The sequence below is a fragment of the Aureibaculum algae genome (assembly GCF_006065315.1).
Taxonomy (GTDB): domain Bacteria; phylum Bacteroidota; class Bacteroidia; order Flavobacteriales; family Flavobacteriaceae; genus Aureibaculum; species Aureibaculum algae.
Genome location: NZ_CP040749.1, coordinates 4,024,601 through 4,050,517, shown reverse-complemented (window position 1 = coordinate 4,050,517; position 25,917 = coordinate 4,024,601). Strand labels below are relative to the sequence as shown.

The window sequence follows — 25,917 nt, the reverse complement described above, 5'->3', positions numbered from 1 at the left end:
CTAAAACAATGCTTGGTGTGAGGTAAAGGATAATAATCCTTATAGATAATTTATAAAAGACCAGGTTTTACGTTCATTAAGGTAATTTGGATTGCCTTCATTTTCATAGGATTCTTTTTCAAAGCTGATATTTTTATAAGCATCATTCCAATTTCTTAATTGAACGAAGCGAAAAAGAAATTCTAAAATATACCAGAGAAAGAAGAATACCCAAAGCAATTCAAGTTGCTGCTTTAAATGAATGCGTTCATGATTTATCAATACCCAATTATCTGACAATGATTTATTCTTTAAAAAAATAAAGGGATAGATGGCTAAGCCCGTATAATTCTTAGGAATTAAATATTTTGAAAATAGAATCATGTCAATGTATTAATAGCAATAATTTATTTTTGGGAGCTACATTTCTTTTATAACGTTAAAATTAGTAAATAATTATTATTCAGTGTTTTAAGAAAGCTAAAGTTGTGAACAAATAATTAACATGATATTCTGTTTTTTGGCGAACTTTAACATTTCAAGACTATTTTAACACTTTTTTAACTAAATTGTGTATATTTGGCGATAGTCATTGGGCTGTGAATTAAAACTTTATAAAATTAATAAGTGATTATGAATCGATTTAGTATTTTTAAAATACTTTTCTTTTTTATTGGCATCGCCGTTTTTTCTCAGAATGATGTAATTGAAAACACCTCAGTTGCAATTGATTCTAGTGAAGTTAATGTTGTACAAATTAATTATAACCCGGGTCTGCTGAATCATAAGAATGCACAACACATAGTTGATTCTTACAATACACTTATTTCTCAAGGCAATGACGTGAACATGTCAAATGAAGAAATTAAGGAATTGGCTTATAGTCACGCTATTTTAAAAGATATTCCCAATGCAACTAAATTTATAGAGAAATATATAAGGAAATCAAATGATGTCGATGTTCTTAATCAACATATTTTTGATTCATTTAGAGATGATAAAGCTTTTATAACTGTTAGTAATAAATTTGCCCCGATGTATGAGTATTGGGTTATGATTTATCTATATACTGGACTGATTGGTCTTTTTATAGCTTTCGTAATTAATTTTAAGAAATCAGAGGACAGAATTGCTAACTTGTTGATCAGTCTATTTATCTTATTTAGTTCTCTTTTTATTATTCATGTTTGTATTTACATAACAAATATTCAAGTAAAATTTCCACATTCCTTATTTTCTACATTTACGTTAAATTTTTTGTATGGACCTTTATTGTACTTTTATATTAGAAGGATAAGTAACAAGTATAAATTCAAAACTTTGGATCTCTTGCATTTAGTACCATTTGTTTTTATGCTTATATATTTTATGAAATATTATGTACTTCCTGTAAATGATAAATTAAATATTATAATTAATCATAAAGAATGGGAAGATCCCTTTTTTTATTACTCACTTATCTTGAAGGCGGTTTCCTTAACCATATATGGAATTTTGACATTAAATGAATATTTGAAATTTAAGAAGAATAATGAACATAATAATATCACATTGTGGATTAGAAATGTTGTAGTGCTAAATGGGGCATTCGTAATTTCTCAATTGATTTTTCTTATTGTAATTTCTGGCCTATTAACATCAAGTTATTATGTGCATCCGCAGTTGATTACCTTATCAATTGTCATTATGTTTGTTGGGTATTCTGCTTATGTGCAACCTAGTATATTTACAAACCAGCACCGTTTTACAAAAATATTTAATTTTAAATACGAAAAATCAAGACTGAATGAAGAGCTTTCAAATGAACTTAAGAATGAATTGTTGAATTTGTTCTATAAAGAAAAAGTATACAAAGTTAGTGATATTAGTCTCAAAAAACTTTCAGAAAGATTGGGAACAGATAGGCATAGTACCTCACAAGTTATTAATGAGCATTTTAAAATGAACTTTTTTACTTTAATAAATATGTTTAGAATAAAAGAGGCTCAAGATATTTTTAATAATGATGAAAGTGGTGATTTAAGTATCATTGATGTCGCTTATGACGTAGGCTATAATAATAAAGTTACTTTTAATAAAGCTTTTAAAAAAGAAACAAATCTTACTCCTTCGCAATACAGGTCAACTCTACTTAGAAGAGTGGTGTAAGCCGAATAAATCTGTGCTAAATACACCCTATATTTATCCGTCTGAATTTTAGATTCTGATGTAGTTTAACCATACTTTTTTTTAATTAATAATCCAATAATACTAGTAAAGTGATGGTATTATACTTCTTAAATGTTCTATTTTAATTGGAATACAAACCTTTTTGTGATGAGGTTATGTGTTTTGAAGTCAAAATTGATTTAAACTTACTTTCCTAAGCTATTTTTTAATTCTATTTCTACTCATAGTAACTGTTTGATTGCTTGCATTCCTTGAATAAGTGTGCTATTAAGTTGAGTTGTATACTGTTTTTTTAAAACTCTTTTTAAATTTTTTTTTTAAGGATGTTTTAATGGTAAATAGATAGTAAACATTTGTCGGATGCGTAAAGTATTATAAACTTTTCCTATGAAACTTGCAATTTATATTTCATTTGTTTCCGAATGTCAATCACTTGTCGTTGAAGTTACTTTCTTCTTTAAAAAATAAAGCTCCATTAACCTTTGTTTTCATACTAAGAAGTTTATTTGAATTAATTGTTCCTTCTATACTATTTGTTTGGCATTCTTTTAATTTTTATTAACTCAAATATATTTTTATGAAATTTAAATTTTACAATTTATTGTTGGTTTTTTCTGTTTTATGTGGTTCTCTACTGCATGCACAAGAGAGAACAATTAATGGTACTGTTTCAGATGAATCAGGCCCGTTACCAGGTGTTAGTGTAGTCATTAAAGGGACAACCTCAGGCACAGAAACTGATTTTGATGGTATTTATTCTATCAAAGCGAAAACAGGAGATGTACTTAAATTTAGTTTTATTGGTATGTCTACAAAAGAAGTTACTGTGGGAACATCAAGTACTATGAATGTAGTTCTTGAAGCTGACAACGTACTTGATGAAGTTGTGGTTACAGGTTTAGGTATTAGAAGAGAAAAGCAAGCCTTAGGTTACGCTCAACAATCTGTTGACGGTGAAGAATTACAAAAAGGTAAGCAAATTGACGTTAACAATGCCTTAGCTGGTAAAGTTGCAGGGGTTCAAATTGTAGGTCAGGCAAGTACAGGTTTTAGAGATTCAGAAATTAAATTAAGAGGTGAAACTAATGTATTATATGTTGTAGATGGTATACAAGTATATCAAACGGGTGATATTAATACCAATGATATTGCAGACATGTCTGTATTAAAAGGTGCCTCTGCAACGGCCATTTATGGTCCAGAAGGACGTAACGGTGTAATTATCATAACTACTAAAAAAGGTACGAATGGTAAAGCTACATTTACTTTAGATCACTCAACTATAATGGGTAGTGTTTCTCAAGTACCTGACTATCAAAACGAATATGGTGGTGGTTACAGTCAAACATTTAACACATTTAGTTATGACCCTGCTGAAGATCCTGCATCATGGGCTAGTTTTGATGGAGATTTATACCCAGATTTTTGGGCTGATGAATCATGGGGGCCTAAATTAGACGGTACTTTAGTTCGTCATTGGGATTCTTGGATACCAGGAACTCCTGAATTTGGTGAGACAAGAGCATGGGAACCAACAAAAAATGATGTTGATTCATTTTACAGAACAAGTGTAACCAACAATACCTCTTTAAGTTTTTCTAAAGGTGGAGATGGTTATAATATCAGAACTTCTTTATCATTAATAGATAAGGCAGGTATTATTCAAAACTCTGATCAAAAAACAATAAACTTAGCTTTAAATGCTAATTATGATATTTCTGATAAATTTACAGTTACTGTAAATGTTAATTATCAAGATAGAAAAACGAATAATGATCCTGATCAAGGGTATGCCAACTTAGCTTCTAATATGAATCAATGGTGGCAAAGACAACTTGATATGGACAAGTTAGCAGATTATGAACGTGCTGGTCAAATTGTTTCTTGGAACATCAGAGGGCCACGTGATGCAAGACCATTATATTGGGATATGCCCAATTTTCAACCTTTAGAAAATTTGAAACATGAATACAAAAATTCTGTTTATGGTAAAATTGGAGGTACCTATACCTTTAATGAAAAATTCAATATAATTGCTGAAGTTAGATCTACCTTTCATAATTTTGCGAGAGACGATCGTTCTACTACAAAAAGTTTATTAGATCCTGCTTCTTATGCAGAAGTTCAAAGAAGATATAACAAGGAGCATTATTTTAGTATGTTAAACTATACAGATAGCTTTTTAGGTGGATCTTTGGATGTTGATGCACAACTTGGTGGTGAAATTATAAACACGGATTACAAATGGCTGTATGCCAACACCAATGGTGATTTAACCATTCCTGAATTTTATAATTTAGCAGGTTCTCAAGATCCTGTTAGTGCTGGAACTACAATAATACAAGGGAAGACAAGAGGTACTTTTCTTAAAGCTTCTTTAGGTTTTAAAAATTTATTGTATGTTGATGCTTCTTACCGTTTTGATTGGTCTTCTACTGCCGCTCCTGATAATAACAGGGTTGAAACTTATGGAATTTCTACAAGTTTATTATTAAGTAAATTGTTGCCTCAAAATGAAATTATGAGCTTCTTTAAACTTAGAGCTGGTTATGCAAAAGCACCATATTTTCCAGATCCATATCAAATATCAAGTGTTTATGATACGGGTGCTAACTTATACCAAGGCAATGGAACATTATATGTTCAAGGACAACAAAACAACCCTAACTTAGTTGGTGGTGTTAGAGGAGAATTTGAAGTAGGTGCCGAATTTAAATTCATTAGAAATAGAATTGGACTGGATGTTACTTATTTCAATAGAGTTGATGAAGATTTACCAGTATCGGTATCTTTAGATGGTTCAACTGGATATACTGGAATTACGGTTAACTCTGGTAAAAATACATCTAAAGGTTTTGAAGTTGGATTGAACGGATCTATTGTGAAAACAGACGATTTTGGTTGGGATCTTGGTGTAAACTTTGGTACATTAGAGAAATTTGTTGATGCCATTTACCCTGGTGTTGATTCTTATGACATCAGTACCTACACTTCTAGCATGAAATTACAAGCTAGAGTAGGTGAAGAGTATGGTTTATTTTACGGTGTTGGTTTTGCTACTCACACTGATGGTAGTACTATCTTTACTTCTAGTGATAATTTTGCTAGAGAGTCTAATAAAAAAATTGGTAGTTTATTACCTGACTATACCTATGGTATAACTTCTACCATTAGATATAAAAACTTCGATTTATTTGTTGGTTTTGACGGACAAAAAGGAGGTTTATATTACTCAAGAACACAAAGATATATGGATCACTCAGGTTTATCAGCACAAACTGCAGGTTTAAATGACAAAGGTAACCCCTTGAGAGATCCAGTTGCAAGTGGTGGTGGTATACATATAGTAGGTGTATTACAAACGGGTACTAATGCAAATGGTGTTCCTATTTCTGATGGTACTATAGTTGATAAATATGTAGACCCTCAAGATTATTTTAATTTAGGTAACTTAGGTAATATATACGAAAATAATGTACATGATGCTACTTATCTTAAATTGAGAACGGCGAGATTAAATTACAATTTCAATAGTGATTTAGTTGCCAAAGTAGGATTAGAAGCAATTCAATTATCAGTATTTGGTGATAACCTTTGGTTAATTGATGCTGACATGAACTGGGTTGACCCTTCTGAAATTGAAAAAAGAAGTGGTGTAAACTGGGCTGAAGCAGGACAATTACCTACTACCAGATCATTTGGACTTAATGTAAAATTAACATTTTAAAAATAACTGAAATGAATAAAAAAATTAAAAATATAGCATTGATACTTTGTATTTCTTTTATATACAGCTCATGTGAAACTGTAGATTTTGGAGATGTAAACGACAATCCTAACGGACCAACAGCCGCGGTAACCTCACAGTTACTAACTGGTGCTGAGATAACAGTAGCTACAGTAGTTACCCATATGCAAGGTATATTATATACCCAGCAGTTAACAGAAGGACAATATCCTGGATGGTCAAGATATACGACATTAACTGCCAATTACAATGATTATTTTACAGGATCCATTCAAAATTTGAATAGAATTATTGAATTGAATGAAGCTGAAGCTACTAAAGATGCCGCTGGAGCATATGGTTCTAATAATAACCAAATAGCAGTAGCAACTATTGTAAGAACATTTATTTTACAATTTATGACGGACAGATGGGGTGGCTTACCTTGGACGGAAGGATTTCAAGGAATTGATAACCCGCAACCCAAGTTTGATACTCAAGAAGAATTGTATACTATTATGTTTACAGATATCGATTATGCCTTAAGCTTAATTGATGCTTCTGAATTAAACCCAGTTGGTGATGTTATTTTTGACGGAGATATGGACAAATGGACTCTTTTTGCAAATTCATTAAAAATGACAATGGCTATGCGTATTTCTCATGTGAACCCTTCATTGGCTCAAACTAAATTTGAAGAGGTAATTGCCTCAGGTGATTTTATTAGCACAAACGCTCAAAATATTGAATACGTTTATGGTAGTGTTGATGCAGATGATAGTCCATGGGCTGATAGATGGAAAACTAGAGAAGATTATATTCTTTCAGTTACCATGATGGAATCTTTAAGAAGTGAGTTAGACCCAAGATTATTTAAATATGCAGAACCTGCAAGAGATTCAATCTATCCAACCCCAGCATTTCCTGGTGGAGCAGATGCTGCATATGTAGGTGCTCCTAACGGAGAGGTGAATGGTAATGTGCCAGATTATTCTTTCCCTCCTGCTTTTATAACTTATACAGTAGATACTCCAACACCAATTTACACTGCCGCTCAAATGAAATTTGCAATGGCAGAAGCTGCAGCAAATGGTTGGAATGTTGGTGGAAGTACAGCTGCTGTTTTGTTTGCCGAAGGTATAACAGCCTCTATGGAAGCATGGGGAGTTGATGCACTTGATATCGCAGCATATGTTGCCACACATCCTTATACAGGTATAAATGATATTGCTTATGAAAAATGGGTGGCATTATATTTAAATGGACCTGAGTCTTGGGCGGAATGGAGAAGATTTGATTACCCAGTATTAGTACCTTCTGCAAACGCTGCTGATCCTAGAATTCCTGTTAGAGATGCTTATGATTCTTCAGTACAAGATAATAATCCTGATAATTATCAAGCCATTATTACTGCTCAAGGAGCTGATGATTTATACACTAAATTATGGTGGGATGTAAATTAATAATTGATTGAAACATAGTATTCAAACAAAAAAAAATCCATCTTATTAATTTAAGATGGATTTTTTTATTTAGAATTTACCTGTTTTCCAAAAGTAAGGGGTAAATAGTATTAAAACGGTAAATAACTCGAGTCTACCTAATAGCATTAAAAAGGCAGACCACCATTTACCTAAACTTGGTAAACTATCATAATTGTTTACTGGGCTTAATTGACCAAATGCAGGTCCAACATTACCTAGAGAGGAAGCAGAACCACCAATGGCAGTTATAAAATCAAGGCCAAGTAATCCAAAGACTAAGGAGCCTAGAGCAAATACAATTAAATAGAGAATAACAAAAGCCATAATGTTAAATACAATATCTTGAGAAACTGTTTTGCCATTATACCAAACGGGTATGATTGCACTTGGATGCATTGATCTTTTAAATTCTAAAATACCGTTTTTTATCATTATAATATGACGAACAAATTTAATACCACCAGATGTTGAACCAGCTGAAGCTCCAAAAAACATTAGGATAAAAAACAATATGGTTAGAAAATGAGTCCAAACAGTAAAATCTGCCGAAACAAACCCTGTGGTAGTTATAACACTGGCTACTTGAAAGAAAGCATGTCTAAAAGCACTTTCTAATCTGCCATAAACCATAGGATGATCTATTAATTGTGTCTCTGTGGCGAGGTTAGAAACATCTGCTTTAAAATATATAATCAACGCAACAATAACACTAATTCCTATAATATTAAGAATATAGGCTCTAAACTCCTCATCTTTAAAAACATTGTTTAATTTTCCTCTGAAAGCAAAATAGGTTAATACAAAATTTGTACCTGCAATGATCATGAAAATGGTTATGATATAATGTATTATTGGTTTGTCATTCCAAAAGGCAACACTCGCATTTTTTGTTGAAAACCCACCAGTAGAAAGTGTGCTCATAGCATGGTTTGCAGCATCAAAAATACTCATCCCAGCTAGTTTTAATAATACAGCTTCTGCTACTGTAAGGCCTAAATAAATTAAATACAATCTTTTAGCAGTGTCTGTAATACGGGGGTGTAATTTATCTGCTGAAGGTCCTGGAGCTTCTGCGGCAAAAAGTTGCATGCCTCCTATTCCTAATAAAGGTAAAACAGCTATGGTTAAAACAATAATACCCATACCGCCAATCCAATGTGTTGTACTTCGCCAAAAGAGTATACCCTGCGGCATACTTTCAATATCATTTAAAATAGAGGCTCCTGTTGTGGTATAGCCTGACATTGTTTCAAAAAAAGCATTGGTAAATGAAGGTATTGCTTCAGAGAACAAATAGGGTAAAGAGCCCGATAACGACATAAAAACCCAACCAAGGGTAACTATGATATAGCCCTCTTGCTTATTAATTCTTTTTTTAAAATTTTTGGTTGTAAACCTCGAAATTAACCCTGCCATTATGGTGATGATGCCTGCAAAAAAGATTCCTTCAGTAGCACCGTCTTTGTAGTAATAACTTACACCTGCTGATATGAGCATAAAAAGACCATTAAAAATGAGGAGAAACCCCATCATTTGAAAAATGATTTTTATGTTTAAATTTTTCATTTATATTTTAATGTGATCTTAGGCGAAATACTTTTCGACTTGTTTAAGTGTATCTGATAAACAGCTTACAACTACTTTATCATTCGTTCTAATTCTAAAGTCCCCTAAAGCAATGATTCCTTTCCCATCTCTAATAACACCACCAATGGTAGCTTCTCTAGGCAAGTTTAAATCTCTAATGTCTTTAGACGTAATTTTAGATCCTTCTCTAACTTGAAATTCTAAGATTTCAACATCTAAATTATTTAAGGTAGCAATTTCTAATACATCACCTTTTCTAACATGTTTAAAAATAGAATTTGCTGCTAATAATTTTTTATTGATAATACTATGGATTCCGATGGAATGAGATAGTTTAGAATAATCTACAATTTCAGCTAATGCAATGGTCTTTTTTACACCCTTTGATTTTGCAATTAAGCAGGCCATAATATTTGCTTCAGAGCTTGTTGTAGCTCCAATAAAAACATCCATGCTTTCTATACTTTCCTCATCTAATAGTTCAATGTCTCTACCATCACCATGTATTACCAAGGCATTTGGTAACCTGTCAGCCAATTCTAACGCTCTCGCTTTGTTTTTTTCTATAATTTTGACATTCAGGTGTTTGTTACATAATTGTTTGGCTACTCTTCTACCTACAGAACTACCACCCAATATCATTATGTTTTTTACAGGCTCTCTTGTTTTACCAGTTAATTTATATAATTCATTAACCCCTTCTTTTACAGTAATAAAGAAAGCAAGGTCTCCACTTTTAAACACAGTATCACCTCTTGGGATTATACTATTGCTTGAATTATTGGTCTGTATTGCAATGGGCATAAAATGAATTTCTGGAAAAGTAGCTGCAGCCTCTTTTACAGACATTCCTACAAATGGTGCCGATTTAGATAATATAATACCTAATAAGCTCAATTGACCATCTTCAAATTCATGCATATGGTTAAAAGCCGCCTGATTCAGAAGCATTTTAATTTCTTTGGTAGCTAATTCTTCTGTAGAAATTAATTCATCAATTCCATATTCTGAAAAATTAATTTCATTTTTATTATCTATGAATTCTGAATTACGGACTCTCGCAATGGTTTGCTTAGCACCTAGTCTTTTAGCTAAAAAGCATATAGTAATGTTCACAGTTTCATTTGAAGTTACTGCTATTACCAAATCCGTATGTTTTACATCAGCTTGTTTTAAAACTCGTATTGATGTGGCATTACCTTTCATTACTTTTATATCTAAACGTAAATCAGCATAGTGCAATCGTTCAGATTTTTCATCGATAAGTGTAATGTCGTGAGCTTCAAAAGAGAGTAGCTTTGCTAAATGAAAACCTACTTCACCAGCACCAGCAATAATTATTCTCATAAATAATTTTAAATTTGAAAGTATATACAAAAGTATTGTTTTTTCTAATACTTATTTGAACTTTTTAAATTTTAGTAGAAAATGAGTGCTATTGCCTTCCATAGTAGTGTTATAGAAGCATAAGGACATAAAACTTGACAAGTAAAATCATTTTTTAAACTTTAAGTAACTACTTAATGCATAGTAAGATAATTATTTATTAAATTGAAGAAATTCTAGTAAAAGAATAATTTATTAAATAGAGGAAATAGGCATGGACGATAAAAATAAACCAACTTCAATTAAAAGTTGGAAAGAAGATGACAGACCAAGAGAAAAGTTAATTATTAAGGGTAAAGACTCTTTATCTGACGCGGAGTTGGTCGCTATATTAATTGGTTCTGGAAATAGACAAGAAAGTGCTGTAGATTTGTCAAAGCGAATTTTAGCGAATGTAAATAATAACCTAAGTGAATTAGGTAAATTATCTGTTAATGATCTAATGCAATTTAAAGGAATAGGAGAAGCGAAAGCAATTACCATAATTACGGCCTTAGAACTTGGTCGAAGACGAAGATTAGAAGAGGCTTTAATAAAACCAAAAATATCTAGTAGTAAGGCCGTTTTTGATATAATGCAACCTATAATTGGCGAATTATTGCATGAAGAATTTTGGTTACTTTATTTAAATAATTCCAATAAAATTATTTACAAAAACAAATTAAGTAGTGGAGGTATAACGGGCACTTTAGTAGATGTAAGAATGTTATTTAAAAAAGCATTAGAGCTTTCATCTGTTGCAATTATTCTAAGTCATAACCACCCGTCAGGAAATTTAAAACCTAGTAAAGCAGATATTGATTTAACTAAAAAAATACAAGAAGCAGGTAAAACTTTAGATATAAAAGTATTAGACCATTTAATAATAACTGAAAAAGATTACTTTAGCTTTGCAGATGGTAATTTGATGTAGTTTTTACATCATAACTATAAGTTTGTTATACTATGAATAGTCATACGAAGACTGCAACTGCCTGCTGAAAACTGAACACGAAAAAATAATGCTACTAGTATATTCCAATAAAATAACGCCTAGGTTAACCTATACTTTCAAACACTTTTTTACAAGAATTTTAAAAATACAAGTTGATTTTACATCAAAAGTAGAAGATTTTATTGCCCATGAAGGATATAAATTATCCTATGCTAAACAACCCTTCGGGAATGAAATATTTATTAGAAGTACTGATCTTCTGTTTGAACAAGGTATTAATGATATTGAAATTAAAATGGGCGAATGGGATGGTGTTCAATGCTTTTTTCAAACACGACAAGAAGCTTCCGTGCCATTTGACATCTTTGCAGCTACCTTTTATTTATTGAGTAGATATGAAGAATACTTGCCGCATCTTAGAGATAATCATGAGCGGTATCCAGCGGAAGATAGCTTAGCATTCAAACATCAATTTTTACATAAACCTTTAATTGATATTTGGGCATATAAATTTAAGGAAGTATTAAAAGAGAAGTACCCCTCAGGTAAATTAAAAAAAAGAGAATTCAAATTTATATCAACCATAGATGTTGATATTGCATACTGTTTTAAACATAAAGGTTTGGTAAGGACAGTGGCTGGATATTTTAGAGATTTATCAAAATTGAGGCTTTTTGATTTATGGTATAGGTCGTTAGTTATTTTAGGGTTTAAACAAGATCCTTTTGATACTTTTGATGACCTCATTAGTCTCCAGAAGCAATATAATATAAAAACTATATTTTTCTTTTCTGTCGGTGGGTATACCACTTTCGATAAAAACACTTCTTCAAGAAATGTGAGTTATCAATCATTAATTAAATCAGTGGCCGATTATGCTGAAGTTGGATTACATCCCTCGTACTTTACGCCTAAAGACGAAAGTAAATTACAAAAAGAAAAATTACGATTAGAATCTATCGTAAATAGACCTATTGAAAAATCGCGACAACATTATTTGCGTTTAGATTTACCAGAAACGTATCAAAATTTAGTGAATTTAGAAGTAAAGGAAGATTATACGATGGGGTATGCTTCTCATTTTGGTTTTAGGGCGAGCACATGTACTCCGTTTTATTTTTATGATTTAGAATTTGAAATTCAAACGCCATTAAAGGTTTTTCCTTTTGCGGTTATGGATGGTACTTTAAAAGATTATTTAAATCTTCCAAATAAAAAGTCTTTTGAAGTAATTATTGACTTAGCCAATCAAGTTAAAAAAGTGGATGGTACTTTTATTACACTTTTTCATAATGAGACATTGGGTAATAGATACAGATGGAGACGGTGGCGTAAAATTTACATAGATATGTTTAAAAAGTTAACACCATCAGCCTAAAATATTTTTTATGATTAGGTATTTAACTAGGAGCCAAATAGATCTGTTTAAGTATGATAATTGTATCTTAGAATCAAGGAGTAGTCGTGTTTATGGCTATAGTTGGTATTTAGATGCCGTTTGTGATACTTGGCACGCGTTGGTTTTAGATGATTATAACGCTGTTATGCCATTGCCAATACGGGTTAAATACGGTGTTAATTATATTTACCAAGCTCCGTGGATACAACAATTAGGGCTTTTTTCGCATAAAAAAATAGAATCAAAATTATTTGAAGATTTTATTCAAAAGATACCGAAGAAATTCAAATTGATTGACATGATGCTCAACACCTCCAATAATTTTTCTATAAAGCATGTAAAGCCCAGATATAATTTTATACTACCTCTAGAAAATAATAGTTATCAGGTGTTACTGAAGGGCTATTCAAAAGGTCGGAAAAGCAGTGTGAAACAAGCTCAAAAGTTTGGTTTAAAAATAAAAAAGACGACTTCAGCAAAGGCAATTATTGAGCTGTTTAGAGAAAATAAGGGTGAAGATTTACAAAAGTCTGCACAAGATTATTTAGCACTACAAAGATTAGTTAATCAAGGTCAATTTTTGAGAAAAACACTCATTTACGAAGTTTTTAATTCAAATGATAAGCTACTTGGAGGAGCTATTTTTTTAATAGATGAGCATAGAATTACAAATTTGTTTTCAGCATTAAATAATTTAGGTAGAGAAAAACAAGCCATGTCTTTTTTAGTAGATTTTATAATTAAATATTATGCAGGTCAACCATTTGTTTTAGATTTTGAAGGCTCTATGATTACTAAAATTGCATCTTTTTATAAAAGTTTTGGTGCAATAAAAGAAACCTATTTTCAGTATAAAAAATGGCAATTATTCTAATTTTTGATGAACTAGAAACTTTTTATACAATTTATAAAAAGCAAAACAAGAAATTATTCCTGTTACCCACATTAATAACGTCGAGGTTAAAGCAGCTCCGTAAATACCATAGTTGGGTATTAAATAATAATTAAGAATTACGTTTAAAACAATAGCCGATATGGCGATATAGTAGTTGATATTGGCTTTACCAATGATTGAAAGAAGATTACCATATAGGCCTCTTAAAATTAAAATACCAATGGCTCCCAGTATTAAAACTAAGAACGAGGCTTTATAATTTACAAATTCAGTACCGAAAAAAAGTAATAAGTCTTCGGCAAATAGCCATGAGGAAAACCCAATGCAAATACTTATAAATACAAATAAAAACATGTAATTTTTAATGTATTTTTTAATGTAATTTTTGTTGTAAATGTTTTCTGTTAAATTAACAAAATCAGTTGTAATAAATACTTGTGAAATAAATAGTAAGCTCAGTGGAATAAGAGAAATATATTTATAAACAGTAACCATTTCTGAATTTTTTAATAAATACCCAATCAAGATAATATCTATTGCGGTTAAAAATTTTGTTGCAACATTTGAAAGGCTTGCAAAAAAGCCATATTTCCAAAAGCCAAAATTTATGATATCTGGTTTTACTTTTATTTTAAAGTCAATGTTTAATTTCTTGATAAATAGTACGGAAGTTAATAATGGAGCTATAACCAAAGCAATGGCATAACCCATCTCTTTGTAAGTATAACTTAAAATAGTCACTAAAATTATGAGTAAAATATTATAACTAACTTCAACTAATGCGAATGTCTTATTTTGATGTTTAAGTCTATACTGAACTTTTACAATTTCTAAAAGGAAAAATGTGGGGATTGCAAATGATAAAATAATAAGGTAATTAATACCATTTAGAAAATAACTTTTAAAGAGTAAACTGATTAAAATAATTAGTAATACTAATACAACTGAAGATATTAATCCTTTATTTAATACATATTTAAAGATTTGATTTTTGGTGGTATCAGATGCTGATAATGACCCATATCTTATTAAACTTTGATGAAGCCCTAATCCACTAATGGGTATGATAAATGAAATTATGGTAAAAGCATAAATAACTACACCTAAATCTTTACTATCTATTAGCTGTAAAGCAATCCAAGAAGTAAAGAAAGATAATATTCTAGCTAAAATGGTAGCATAAAAAATACTCATACCATTCCTATTTCTAAAACCTGATAGTAAATCTTTTAATCCGTCTATCATTTATTAATTCTTAATAATGCTTGTTCGTATAGACTTGTAAATTTATCACAAAGAACCGGAGGAGAAAATTTTGATTCTATATATTTATGCATAATTAATGCTTTTTCAGCGTTACTATATTTGTGAAAAATTAAGATACTAGTTAATAATTCTTTTTCATTATTTTTTGAAATAAGGGTCCCGAAGTTGTCAGGGAAATGCTCAGAAATTCCACCAACATTTGTTGATATAACAGGCAATCCGCAAGCAAAAGCTTCTAAAATTACGCAGGGAAGATTTTCGTAATTACTAAATTGTATTAGCAAATCAGCTTTATTCATATATTCCGGAATCTCAGAATGCTTTATTTGATTTATGAGAATTACGTTAGATTCTATATTTAGTTCTTTTATAATTGGTTTATACCTAAAAGAGTTTTCTCCAATTAAATAAAAATTAAAGTTTGAGATTTTTTCTTTTAGTTTGGCTATTACTCTTAATTGACCAGAAATGTTTTTATGCTGGTCTCCCATATGCGAGATGTGCAATAATGTAAATGTCTTATTTTTTATTTTTAGTGGCTTAAAAATATCCGTATTAACGACATTAGGTATCGTTGTATAATTACCTTTTAATCCATTTTTTTGCATCATTGACCCTAAATGATCACTAACAGGACAAATATAGGATGCGTTTTTTGCTATTGCGTTAGAAAAAAATTTTTCAAGCCCTCTTATGTTATGCGTAAGATAACCTGTCCAATGCTCGGATACTATAAAGGGCTTCTTTTTAAATATTTTTAGATATATAGCAATGAGTCCAATGGGATAAATTCTATTAACATGTACAAATTGATATGGTTCAATTAATTTAAATATTTGCTTATAGGCTTTATAAAAAAGGTATGCTTTTAATATTATGTTTTGAGTTGGTCTTACATAACCAATTATGGTAGTAACACCATTAATTTGTTTTTTTTCAATTTCTAAGTTATTATTGATATTGTCATCTGTAATTACATGTATAGAAGTCACTTTGTTTTTTATAGCTACAGCTTCTGCATGTCTCTGTATAAAGTCACCGTTGTAGGGCATTACCCGGGAAGGGTACCATCCATTTAAAAATAAAATATGTAACTTTTTTTCCAATTAGATAAGTTTATTCAAAGATAAATATTTAAAAAAGGGCATCATTGTGTCTAATACTATTAAATGAGCTACGTACATGTAAAACACGTTTTTTAGATTTGGATTATTCCATTTGGGACGTTGAAAATAAATTAGCCCGAACTTTTAAAATTATAACGTTCCGTAGTTAATTGCAAATAATTCGAATATCATTTTCAATCATTTTTGTGATCATTATCTGATCTCGCCATTAGTTGAATTGATTTTTCATCTGACAACGATAAAATCTATGCTTTGCCTTAAATTAATGTTAGACCTCTTTTTTATACGTTTTAAGTAATGATAAAAAATAAATTAATAAAATAATATAACTCAGTCCACCAACAATAGAGAAAATAAGAACGGTATAAACGATATTGTTATAGAGCTGACCAATGTAAATGGCTATAAAATTAATAAAAGCCAAGGTAATATTAAAAATCAATCCTATATGCATTTTATTAATAATTACTATTAATGAACTAATAGGAGAAAAGGCTACTTGACCAAGTACAAAGAAAGAGAGAATGACAATATAAATACTTAAATTTTCCCAATCCTTATCAAAAAATAATTCTAATAAATAAATGCCAATGGTGTTTATAACCAATAGAATGGCTAACATAATTAATATATTTGTTAAGGCTACTTTTTTTGTAAAATCATAAAGTTTGTATTTAGCATGATTAAAAAAATCTGATGCTTTCTGAAAATAAACTTGCGAAATAGATGAAGAAATAATAAATAGAGGTACGGATACTACTTTTAAGCCTAACGCATATACTCCAGATTCTGCAGCAGAAAAGTAAGCTAGTATCAATATGGGTAAAATGTAATTGGCAACACCATTAATCAATCCTGAAGGATAAGCAAAACGGATAATGTTTTTATGATACTTAACCGTGTTTTTAAATAGTGCTAAATCAGGCTTTTTAATAATATTTTTCGAAATTAAAATGTAAAAAATAAAAAGGACAAGTACAGCACCTGCATATCCATAAATAAGTCCATTTTTACTATAGTAAAATAATATAAATTGAAATAGTACGGTACATATTGCCATTAAAACTCTAGCATTGGCAATTTTTTTAAACCATGATTTTCTCGTAGCATAAGATTCCAATAATTTTGCATTTGATAAAAACATTGAAGTTATACTACTTAATAGTAATAGGATATAAAAAATTCCGTGCTTAAAAAAAAAATCTTTAAAGAGTGCGAAAAGGAATAAATGTATAACACTAACTATTAAAACAATAATTAATATGGCATTGACCATATTTTTACTTTTCTCTTCTGAATTATCAGTAATTATAACATATTCTAATTTTAAACTATTTACAATAGTTAAAATACTTACAAAACTTAAAAAAACACTATAGGCTCCATAAAACTCAGGGGCATATAATTTTGCTAAAAACAAAGCACCAATTACATTTATTAATTGAGCTAATAAAGTGCCACTAAAAAGTGTTGCAATGTTTTTTTGAAATGGAGTTGTAAATATTAGTTTAGGATTAAATTTCACTATAAACTTATGTTTGAGATTAAAGATAAATTCTAAAGTTGTAATTTTACCATCAAACATAATCATTTATCTTCCTTAATGTCAATAAAACATATTTTTTTCGATTTGGACCATACCTTATGGGATTTTGAAACCAATTCAGCTCAAGCTTTTGAATTAATATTCAAAGAAAATGGAATAGAGGTGAATATAGATGAATTTTTAATTCATTATAAACCTATAAATTTAAAGTATTGGAAGCTTTATCGTGAAGATCGTGTGAGTAAGAAACTTTTAAGATATAAACGGTTAAAAGAAACATTTGATTTATTGTCGTATCGAATTTCTGACCCTAAAATAGATCTTTTAAGTAAAGTGTATATCGATAATTTATCAAATTATAATTCTCTTTTTGATGGAGCAGTTGATATATTGAATTATTTATCACCAAAATATGGATTGCATATTATAACGAATGGATTTGATGAAGTCCAAACTAAAAAAATGAACACCTCTGGTATCCTTGAATTCTTTGATAAAATAATTACCTCCGAGAGCGTGGGCGTAAAAAAACCTAACCCCAAAATTTTTCATCATGCTATGGAGTTGGCAAAAGCAACTATTATGGATAGTGTAATGATTGGAGACAATTTTGAGGCAGATATTTTAGGGGCTAAGGCGGTAGGTATGAAAACTATACATTTTAAAGAAAATCATAACACAGAAACGGATGGTGTCATTAATGTTACCAGCCTTTTAGAAATAAAACAATACCTTTAGTGTTATAACTTTAACATGGAATTAGTTTAATTATTTGTGTTCCTTATTGTGAGAATTTAATTGTTATTCTTCTATAGATAATGGTTTTGAATTCTTAAATTATAAAGTGCGAGTAAATTGTCTCTTAGTTTAAGAATGAATTTAATTTTAGACTAAAATTATTCTTATCTTTATCAACTAAAATTTAAATTATGAAATTGAAATCGTTGTTCCTTATTTTAACAATATTTATCTCTAATTTAGTTATCGGACAATCATTAGATGACTATAAGTATGTAATTATTCCTGCAAAATATGAATTTCAAAAAACGGATGATCAATATCAATTAAATTCCTTAACTAAATTTTTATTTGAAAAGGAAGGGTTTATAACGCACTTTGATAACGAAGTAATGCCATCTGAAATTGCGAAAAATCCTTGTGATGTCTTAACCGCTCGTGTTAGTAATACTTCTAATATGTTTACAACAAAAATGGTTGTCGAATTGATAAATTGTAAAAATGAAAAAGTACTTATTACAAAGGAAGGAAGGAGTAAAGAAAAGGATTACAAGAAGGGATATCAAGAGGCATTACGAGAAGCATTTGAATCTGTAACAGCTCAAAATTATAATAAAGAAAATACTGAAAATTCAAAATCAGCAATTGTTCAGAGTAGTGTTCAAGAAGCAAAAAATGCTGTAGCGAAAGCCGCAGATGCCGTAGAAGAAGCCGCAGAAGAAGTTGAAGTGATAGAAGCAACTGAAGTTGAAATGCCAGAAGAAATTAATGAAATAGAGGTTGAAGAAATTGAGGAAACAATGATAGATTCTTCAGAGGATGTTGAAAGAACAAAATATGATAATAGAGACCGTGATGATAATGGTACTATTTTAAGTGTACCTACTGAAAAACTACTTTATGCCCAAAAAAACAGGCTAGGTTATCAATTAGTAGATAGCTCTCCAAAAATTGTTTTTATTCTATTAAATTCCAGTAAAAAAGAGGTTTATTATATAAAAAATAGATCTGGTATTTTTTTCAAAGAAGATGGTAAATGGTATGCAGAATATTATTTTGACGGCCATTTAATGAAACAAGAATTTGATGTTAAATGGTAGGTTTACTATTATAAGATTCTCTTAATAGTTATATTTATTTTTCCAGCGTTTTTTTAGAAATTCTCTAAAGTTATTTTCTCTACTATTATTTCCGGGTTGGTATAACGTTGTGTTTTTGATTTCGTCAGGTAAAAATTCTTGATTGATAAAATTATCGTCATAGTTATGTGCATATTGATAATTCTTACCGTAATCTAAATCTTTCATTAATTTTGTAGGAGCATTTCTCAAATGTAGAGGTACAGATAAATCACCCGTTTGTTGTACCAATTGTTGAGCGTTGCCTATAGCCATATATGAAGCGTTACTTTTTGGAGAATTCGCCAAATAAACCGCACATTGACTAAGTATAATTCTCGATTCAGGATTACCGATTACTGAAACTGCTTGGAAAGTTGAAGTTGCTAACATTAAGGCATTTGGGTTGGCATTACCAATATCTTCAGATGCTAAAATAACCAATCTTCTGGCAATAAATTTACCATCTTCACCACCTTCAATCATACGTGCTAACCAATAAACTGCACCATTGGGGTCACTACCCCGGATAGATTTAATAAAAGCAGATATAATGTCATAATGCTGTTCCCCAGTTTTATCGTAACGTACCGTATTATTTTGAACTTTTTCTAAAACCTTTTCATTAGTAATAACAATAGGTTCATCTTCTGCATTTACAATTAACTCAAAAATATTAAGTAGTTTTCGAGCGTCACCACCAGAAAGTTGCAACAAAGCATCCGTTTCTTTTAATTCTATATTTTTTTTAGAAATTATACTATCCTCCGCTATAGCTCTGTTCAATAGAGCAATCAAATCTTTTTTGTCAAAAGAATTTAAAATATAAACTTGGCACCGGGAGAGTAGGGCAGGAATGACTTCAAAACTTGGATTTTCAGTAGTAGCACCTATCAATGTTACCCATCCTTTTTCAACGGCACCTAATAAAGAATCTTGTTGAGATTTGCTAAAACGATGTATTTCATCAATAAACAGAATAGGATTTTTAGTAGTAAATAATCCACCACTTTGTTTCGCTTTTTCAATGACTTCTCTAACATCTTTAACACCAGAATTAATTGCACTTAGTGTGTAAAATGGACGCTTTGATTCTTCAGCAATTATATTTGCCAAGGTGGTTTTACCAATACCAGGAGGTCCCCATAAGATGAGTGACGGAATGACACCTCTTTTGATATGAGCCGTTAAAGCTCCTTTTTCACCAACCAAATGTTGTTGACTAATATAATCGTCTAAGGTTTTTGGTCGTATACGTTCTGCTAGTGGTGCATCCATAATGCAAAAATAAAGAAAACATAGTTGGTTTAATTTTAATTGAAAGAAATATTTGATATTAATATATGCAATTCATGACAATGTGTGCATATTAAGAAAATTGGGTATATTTTTGTAATAACCCAATTATGAATTTACAAGAAGAACATAAACCATTTAAATTTTCGCCAATGGTTATTGCAATACCATTGTATTTTGTTTTATTTTTATGGGTGGTGTTTTGGGTAGAAGGTAATTATAATTTGTATTTGACAAAGTATGGCTTGTATCCTAAAACGTTAAAAGGATTACGAGGCATTGTTTTTTCTCCTTTTATTCATAGTGGTGTCAAACACTTGTTTAATAATTCCATTCCACTTTTTATTTTAATGAGTGCGTTGTTTTATTTTTATAGAAATATTGCATTTAAAGTACTTATTTACGGAGTGCTGTTAAGTGGTTTATTAACTTGGTTAATAGCAAGACCTGCGTATCATATAGGAGCTAGTGGAGTTGTTTATTTACTGTTTAGTTTTATACTATTTAGTGGAATGATTCGTAAATATTATCGTTTAATTGCGGTATCTTTAATTGTGATTTTTTTATATGGAAGTATGATTTGGTATATTCTACCCATTAAGGAAGGTGTATCATGGGAAGGTCATTTATCAGGGTTTTTAATTGGAATAGTGTTTGCTGTTATCTATAGAAAACATGGTCCGCAACCTGAAAAATACTATTGGGAAGATGAAAATTTTGATGAAGAAGATCCTCTTCTAATGTATGACGAACATCATGAAGAAGAATAAATCAGCATTCAGTTACTAGTGGCAGTTGATAAGTTTTTAGGACTGCCATCTGAAGACTACTACTGTTAACTTCTCCTTTGTCTTACAGTCTCATATAAGGCTACTCCACAAGCCACAGAAACATTCAGAGACGCAATATCACCTAACAATGGTAATTTAGCTTTAGCATCAGCTATTTTAAGTATAGCAGGCGAAATACCTTTATGCTCAGAACCCATAATTAATGCGGTGGGTTTATTAAGTTCAACTTCATAAATAGTATCCTCTGTCTTTTCAGTAATTGCAACAATTTGAATACCTTCTGCTTGTAAAAAATAAATGGCATCCAATAAATGATTGACTTTACATATTGGAATTTTAAAAGCAGCACCAGCTGATGTTTTAATAGCATCTGCATTTAATGGTGCACTTCCTTGATTAGGAATAATAATGGCATCCACACCAGTACACTCTGCGGTTCTTAAAATAGCCCCAAAATTCCTAACATCTGTAATCTGATCTAAAAGTAAGAATAATGGTTTATCCTTATTAATTGTTGTAAAAATATCCTCTAAACTATAAAAATCAACTGCTGAAATTTTGGCAATTACTCCTTGATGATTCTGATTTTTAGAGAGATGATTTAATTTTTCAACAGGCACATAGCTCGTTGAAATGTTATGCTGTTTAATGAGGGTATTTAGCTCTGAAAATAAGTGTCCGCTGAGTCCTTTCTGAATATATACTTTCTCTAATGATTGACCAGCATTTATAGCTTCAATAATCGCTCTTATACCAAATATGTTTGAGGTTTCTTGCATGGGGCAAAAATAGATATTTTATGCTAAATATATCATACAATCACGATTTTGTATTATATTAGTAGCAGGAGTTTATTAAAATTCAATAAAATACAGCGAAAAATCATCATATATAATAATTTAAACGCTAGTTTTAATTGATTGATTTATCTACACATTTTAAATAATACTAAATAATAAATGGGTTCTATTGATTAAATTCAATTTCAAGAAGACGTTAATTCAATTTAAAAAAATATGATAAGGAGAAATATTAATAGCTTACAATTTATCTTTCAAATCTTAATCATTGTTTCCTGTTTGAATGTTAATGCTCAATTAAATTCAATAGATCATTTAGAAAACGCTTATCCAACGTATTTTAAGTTTGAACCCGAAACTATTTATACCCATTTAAACAAAACGAAGTTTTTAAATGGTGAAGAAATTTGGTTTAAAACCTATGTGTACAATAATAAAACCCATAAACCCTACAATAGTACTACAAACTTATATGTGAGTATTTATAATGAAGGTGGAGTATTGATTATTAATAAATTGATAAAGACCGAAGGTGGTATCGGTAATGGTAACATAAAGATAAACGAACAATTTCTACCAGGCATTTATTATCTTCAATCTACCACGAACTGGACAAGAAATTTTAAACATTACAGTGGCTATTTACAAAAAATTGAGGTAGTTGGTGAGGAAGTATCATCTAAAGAAAACGCAACAATTCAGACCAATAAATATGATTTACAATTATTGCCGGAAAGTGGAACTATCATACAGGATGTTACCAATTCTATTGGGTTTAAAATTATTGATAGTTCTGGAAAAGGTATTGTTATTAAATCAGGTACTGTAGTAGATAAAGATGATAAAATTATTACCAATTTTGAGAGTAATGAATTTGGAATGGGTAAGTTCAGTTTAAATTGGGAAATAAATAATAATTACCGTGTAAAGGTTGTTTTGGAAAATGAGAATACGCTTGAAAAAGGCTTGCCTATTGCGAAAAAAAAAGGAATTTCTATGGTTTTAGAGAACTCTAATGCATCAAGTCTATTTATTAAATTAGAAACAAATAATCTCACCTTACCAGGTTTAATAAATAATGATTTTTATTTGTTGATGCACCGTGATGGACTTTTAAAAAAGGTAGTTGTTAAGTTTGAAGAAGATAAATTAGAATATCTTATTTCAATTCCAAAATCAGACTTGCTAGCTGGTGTTAATATCATTACGTTGATGGATAAATTTGCCAAACCCATTTCAGAAAGAATAGTATTTAACAATTTAGTAAATCCAATAAAAGAAGTTAGATTAAAAAATATTAATCATAAAAAAGACAGTAGTATTGTTCGGTTTAAAATAGATGGTCTTAAAGATATAAAGAATAATTTCAGTATTTCGGTTCTACCACATCAATCAAAAGCTTATGAAAATCAGGCGACAATATTATCTACTTTTCTATTGTCGCCCTATGTTAAAGGAAATATAGAAAATCCGAGCTATTATTTTAAGTATTCAGATAGAAAAGTTCTGTATAATTTAGATTTATTGCTACTTAACCAAGGTTGGCGTAGATTTAATTGGCACGATGTTTTTAACAATCCTCCAAAAGTCAACTTTCCATTTGAAACGGGATTTCAAGTGAAGGGTAAAATAAATAACAATGATGTAAAACAAGATTCAAAAATAGTGCTTTCTTCTCCCGAAAATATGCTTCATCTGAACGCTAACATTGTAGATGGTGCTTTTACCTTTTCTAATTTGTATATAGCGGATAGCACATCTGTTTATTTTAGTGTCAAAAAGAAAAATGGTAAATTGGTTAAAACTCCTGTGTATTATACTATTTATCCTAGAGAAACCTTAACGATCTTAGATACAACAGGAATTTCTCTTTTTTATAAACGTGTACCAAAAACAAGAATGGTCACTTATAATCAAGATTTTTTAAACCCTAAGGATAATAATTTATTAGATACTGTAATTTTAAAAGCAACAATAAACCCTAAAAATGAACTGTATTTAAATGTGATAAGCTCCAGATATATTAATTTGTCTAAAAGCGATTTTCCAAATTCCCTACTATTCTATGAATTTTCAAAGTATGGCTTTTATGTTACAAAAAATAATAGTGACGTGTATATAAAGGATAGGAGAGGAAACGCAACTACTACTGTATATTTAGACAATGTTGCATTATATGGAGATTTTGCATTTTTAAGGGATCTGAAAATTTCGGAGGTGGAAGAAATATATGTTAATAAAAGGGTAAATACCATCCATATTTTCACTAAAAATGTTAGTGAAACGATAAAATCAAGTGATAATTACCAAGATGTTCTGGTTGATTATGGTTTTTCTATTGCCAAACAATATTACACTCCTCGTTATAATATAAACTCAACAGATTTTATAGACTATGGAGCGGTAAATTGGATTCCCAATGCAACAACAGATAAAAATAACGAGTTTTTAATAAAAATACCTAACGGACAGACTAAAGAATTTAACCTATATATTGAAGGAATGGGTGCAGACGGAAGTCTATTTTCTAATGTTGTAAATGTACATTAGTCTAAGATTTAGAAATTATTATTATGAAATTAGATAATGTACTATATAAATTGAAGTACTGTCATTTATCCGTTTTTACTTTGTGATTGGATTTTGTATGAGCTAAGCCTTAATTTATGTTAGAATAAAGATTGTCGAATTATATTTATAGAAATAGAACGTAAGCATTATTAACGGTTATTCTGTAGTTGGTTTAAGGACATAAAAAAACCACCTTTTCAATGTTTGAAAAGGTGGTTTTAAATATTTTAAAAGAATTCTAACTATTGTTTAGTCATAGTGATAACTCTCGATCCACCAAAACAACCAATGCTTACACAACGCTTATATTCTAAATTTAAAGAATAATCACACGAATTATAAGTAGATTGTTCAGGAGTGAGTGTTGTTGCCCAAACCCATCCATAAGTTGAATTATCATATAAATACGCTTGGTTCTCTTCACTAATATACGTCATCGTAGGATTTGTTACATCTGTACTTAATAGTACAACAACTTCATCGTCTCCATATCCATCTGTATTTGTAATAAGTAATGAATTTGGCACTGGACCTAATTCAACCGTTGAAACAAGTGGTGCGGCAAAACGAGTGTTAACTGAAGAATAAACACCTACAAATCCACTTAAATCTAATTCACAAACACCTTGTAATTTAATACTAGTTAAATTACTTTCCGATACTCCTTCTGAAGAAGTATCAATCTTTAACACAAGAGTTTTTGCATCAAAAGGATCTAAATTAGCCGTCAATACTTCAATTTGAGCATTGGTTGATAATTGTCCCGCAGGTATAGTGAAAGAGGTTGTAGTCAAATTAAACTCTGTACCAGCTGTTGCTGTTGAACTTGGATCAGCACTTATTGTTACTTCAACAGGTCTATTAATTGGTTGATTATCTCCACCAATGATAGAAATTGCAACATCATAAGTTTGCGTTGTACCATCTTGTATAAAGTTGGCAGTGGTATTTTGACTGTTAAATTGAGCTAGAATAGGTCCCTTTCCAAAATCAGTTTCGTAATCATCTAGCAAAGGATCGCATGAACTCATCATGAAGCTTACCATAGTAAGTACTCCAAGGAATATCGAATTAAATTTTATATTTTTCATTTTTTATATTTTT

At 30.3% G+C, this 25,917-nt stretch carries 19 protein-coding genes; 10 read left to right on the top strand and 9 right to left on the bottom strand.

Going from position 1 to position 25,917, the window contains the following annotated elements; all coding sequences use genetic code 11:
- Positions 1-39 precede the first annotated feature (39 nt).
- A complete protein-coding gene (locus tag FF125_RS17220; protein WP_117879422.1) occupies positions 40-363 on the bottom strand; it encodes a hypothetical protein in 324 nt (107 codons plus the stop codon).
- Positions 364-612: 249 nt separating this feature from the next.
- On the opposite strand from FF125_RS17220, the gene FF125_RS17215 reads away from it, so the two are divergent.
- From FF125_RS17215 to FF125_RS17205, 3 genes are all read left to right on the top strand, one after another.
- Entirely contained in the window at positions 613-2,127 is a 1,515-nt protein-coding gene (locus FF125_RS17215; RefSeq protein ID WP_138950937.1) for a helix-turn-helix domain-containing protein, read from the top strand.
- A 598-nt stretch (positions 2,128-2,725) separates the two neighbouring features.
- On the top strand, positions 2,726-5,875 hold the full coding sequence (locus FF125_RS17210) for a SusC/RagA family TonB-linked outer membrane protein (protein ID WP_138950936.1): 3,150 nt from the start codon (positions 2,726-2,728) through the stop codon (positions 5,873-5,875).
- An 11-nt stretch (positions 5,876-5,886) separates the two neighbouring features.
- A complete protein-coding gene (locus tag FF125_RS17205; protein ID WP_138950935.1) occupies positions 5,887-7,338 on the top strand; it encodes a SusD/RagB family nutrient-binding outer membrane lipoprotein in 1,452 nt (483 codons plus the stop codon).
- Positions 7,339-7,407: 69 nt separating this feature from the next.
- Here the strand turns inward: FF125_RS17205 and FF125_RS17200 are convergent, their stop codons facing one another.
- Together FF125_RS17200 and trkA are read right to left on the bottom strand one after the other, a co-directional pair.
- The gene (locus FF125_RS17200; protein WP_138950934.1) at positions 7,408-8,925 is read right to left on the bottom strand and encodes a TrkH family potassium uptake protein; all 1,518 of its coding nucleotides are present in this window, start codon (positions 8,923-8,925) and stop codon (positions 7,408-7,410) included.
- A gap of 18 nt (positions 8,926-8,943) precedes the next feature.
- Positions 8,944-10,293, bottom strand: a complete 1,350-nt coding sequence (gene trkA / locus FF125_RS17195; RefSeq protein ID WP_138950933.1) for a Trk system potassium transporter TrkA — start codon at positions 10,291-10,293, stop codon at positions 8,944-8,946.
- Between the two features lie 253 nt (positions 10,294-10,546).
- On the opposite strand from trkA, the gene radC reads away from it, so the two are divergent.
- The 3 genes from radC to FF125_RS17180 all read left to right on the top strand — a co-directional run bounded on the left by radC (position 10,547) and on the right by FF125_RS17180 (position 13,539).
- A complete protein-coding gene (radC, locus tag FF125_RS17190) occupies positions 10,547-11,245 on the top strand; it encodes a RadC family protein (protein WP_138950932.1) in 699 nt (232 codons plus the stop codon).
- An 88-nt stretch (positions 11,246-11,333) separates the two neighbouring features.
- Positions 11,334-12,644, top strand: coding sequence for a polysaccharide deacetylase family protein (locus FF125_RS17185; protein WP_138950931.1), 1,311 nt, complete (start codon positions 11,334-11,336; stop codon positions 12,642-12,644).
- Positions 12,645-12,654: 10 nt separating this feature from the next.
- On the top strand, positions 12,655-13,539 hold the full coding sequence (locus tag FF125_RS17180) for a peptidoglycan bridge formation glycyltransferase FemA/FemB family protein (protein WP_138950930.1): 885 nt from the start codon (positions 12,655-12,657) through the stop codon (positions 13,537-13,539).
- On the opposite strand, the gene FF125_RS17175 is transcribed toward FF125_RS17180, so the two are convergent.
- From FF125_RS17175 to FF125_RS17165, 3 genes are all read right to left on the bottom strand, one after another.
- Positions 13,531-14,805 (bottom strand): oligosaccharide flippase family protein, encoded by a 1,275-nt coding sequence (locus FF125_RS17175; RefSeq protein WP_138950929.1) that lies wholly within the window; start codon positions 14,803-14,805, stop codon positions 13,531-13,533. The genes FF125_RS17180 and FF125_RS17175 overlap by 9 nt on opposite strands.
- The gene (locus FF125_RS17170; RefSeq protein ID WP_138950928.1) at positions 14,802-15,932 is read right to left on the bottom strand and encodes a glycosyltransferase family 4 protein; all 1,131 of its coding nucleotides are present in this window, start codon (positions 15,930-15,932) and stop codon (positions 14,802-14,804) included. The genes FF125_RS17175 and FF125_RS17170 overlap by 4 nt, the downstream gene beginning before the upstream one ends.
- Positions 15,933-16,221: 289 nt before the next feature.
- A complete protein-coding gene (locus tag FF125_RS17165) occupies positions 16,222-17,478 on the bottom strand; it encodes a lipopolysaccharide biosynthesis protein (RefSeq protein ID WP_175418950.1) in 1,257 nt (418 codons plus the stop codon).
- 78 nt (positions 17,479-17,556) lie between these two features.
- Here FF125_RS17165 and FF125_RS17160 point away from each other — a divergent pair, with 78 nt between their 5' ends.
- Both FF125_RS17160 and FF125_RS17155 read left to right on the top strand, forming a co-directional pair.
- A complete protein-coding gene (locus tag FF125_RS17160) occupies positions 17,557-18,237 on the top strand; it encodes a YjjG family noncanonical pyrimidine nucleotidase (protein ID WP_138950926.1) in 681 nt (226 codons plus the stop codon).
- 191 nt (positions 18,238-18,428) lie between these two features.
- A complete protein-coding gene (locus FF125_RS17155) occupies positions 18,429-19,337 on the top strand; it encodes a hypothetical protein (protein ID WP_138950925.1) in 909 nt (302 codons plus the stop codon).
- A 21-nt stretch (positions 19,338-19,358) separates the two neighbouring features.
- Here the strand turns inward: FF125_RS17155 and FF125_RS17150 are convergent, their stop codons facing one another.
- Positions 19,359-20,633, bottom strand: coding sequence for a replication-associated recombination protein A (locus FF125_RS17150; protein ID WP_138950924.1), 1,275 nt, complete (start codon positions 20,631-20,633; stop codon positions 19,359-19,361).
- A 128-nt stretch (positions 20,634-20,761) separates the two neighbouring features.
- On the opposite strand from FF125_RS17150, the gene FF125_RS17145 reads away from it, so the two are divergent.
- Positions 20,762-21,421 carry a rhomboid family intramembrane serine protease gene (locus FF125_RS17145; RefSeq protein ID WP_138950923.1) on the top strand — a complete coding sequence of 220 codons (660 nt, stop codon included), beginning with the start codon at positions 20,762-20,764 and terminating at the stop codon, positions 21,419-21,421.
- A 65-nt stretch (positions 21,422-21,486) separates the two neighbouring features.
- On the opposite strand, the gene rlmB is transcribed toward FF125_RS17145, so the two are convergent.
- Complete coding sequence (rlmB, locus tag FF125_RS17140) at positions 21,487-22,221, bottom strand: 23S rRNA (guanosine(2251)-2'-O)-methyltransferase RlmB (RefSeq protein WP_138950922.1); 735 nt, start codon at positions 22,219-22,221, stop codon at positions 21,487-21,489.
- A 237-nt stretch (positions 22,222-22,458) separates the two neighbouring features.
- On the opposite strand from rlmB, the gene FF125_RS17135 reads away from it, so the two are divergent.
- Positions 22,459-24,792 carry a hypothetical protein gene (locus FF125_RS17135; protein WP_138950921.1) on the top strand — a complete coding sequence of 778 codons (2,334 nt, stop codon included), beginning with the start codon at positions 22,459-22,461 and terminating at the stop codon, positions 24,790-24,792.
- Positions 24,793-25,055: 263 nt separating this feature from the next.
- Here FF125_RS17135 and FF125_RS17130 read toward each other — a convergent pair whose 3' ends face one another.
- Complete coding sequence (locus FF125_RS17130; protein ID WP_138950920.1) at positions 25,056-25,904, bottom strand: hypothetical protein; 849 nt, start codon at positions 25,902-25,904, stop codon at positions 25,056-25,058.
- Positions 25,905-25,917: the final 13 nt, after the last annotated feature.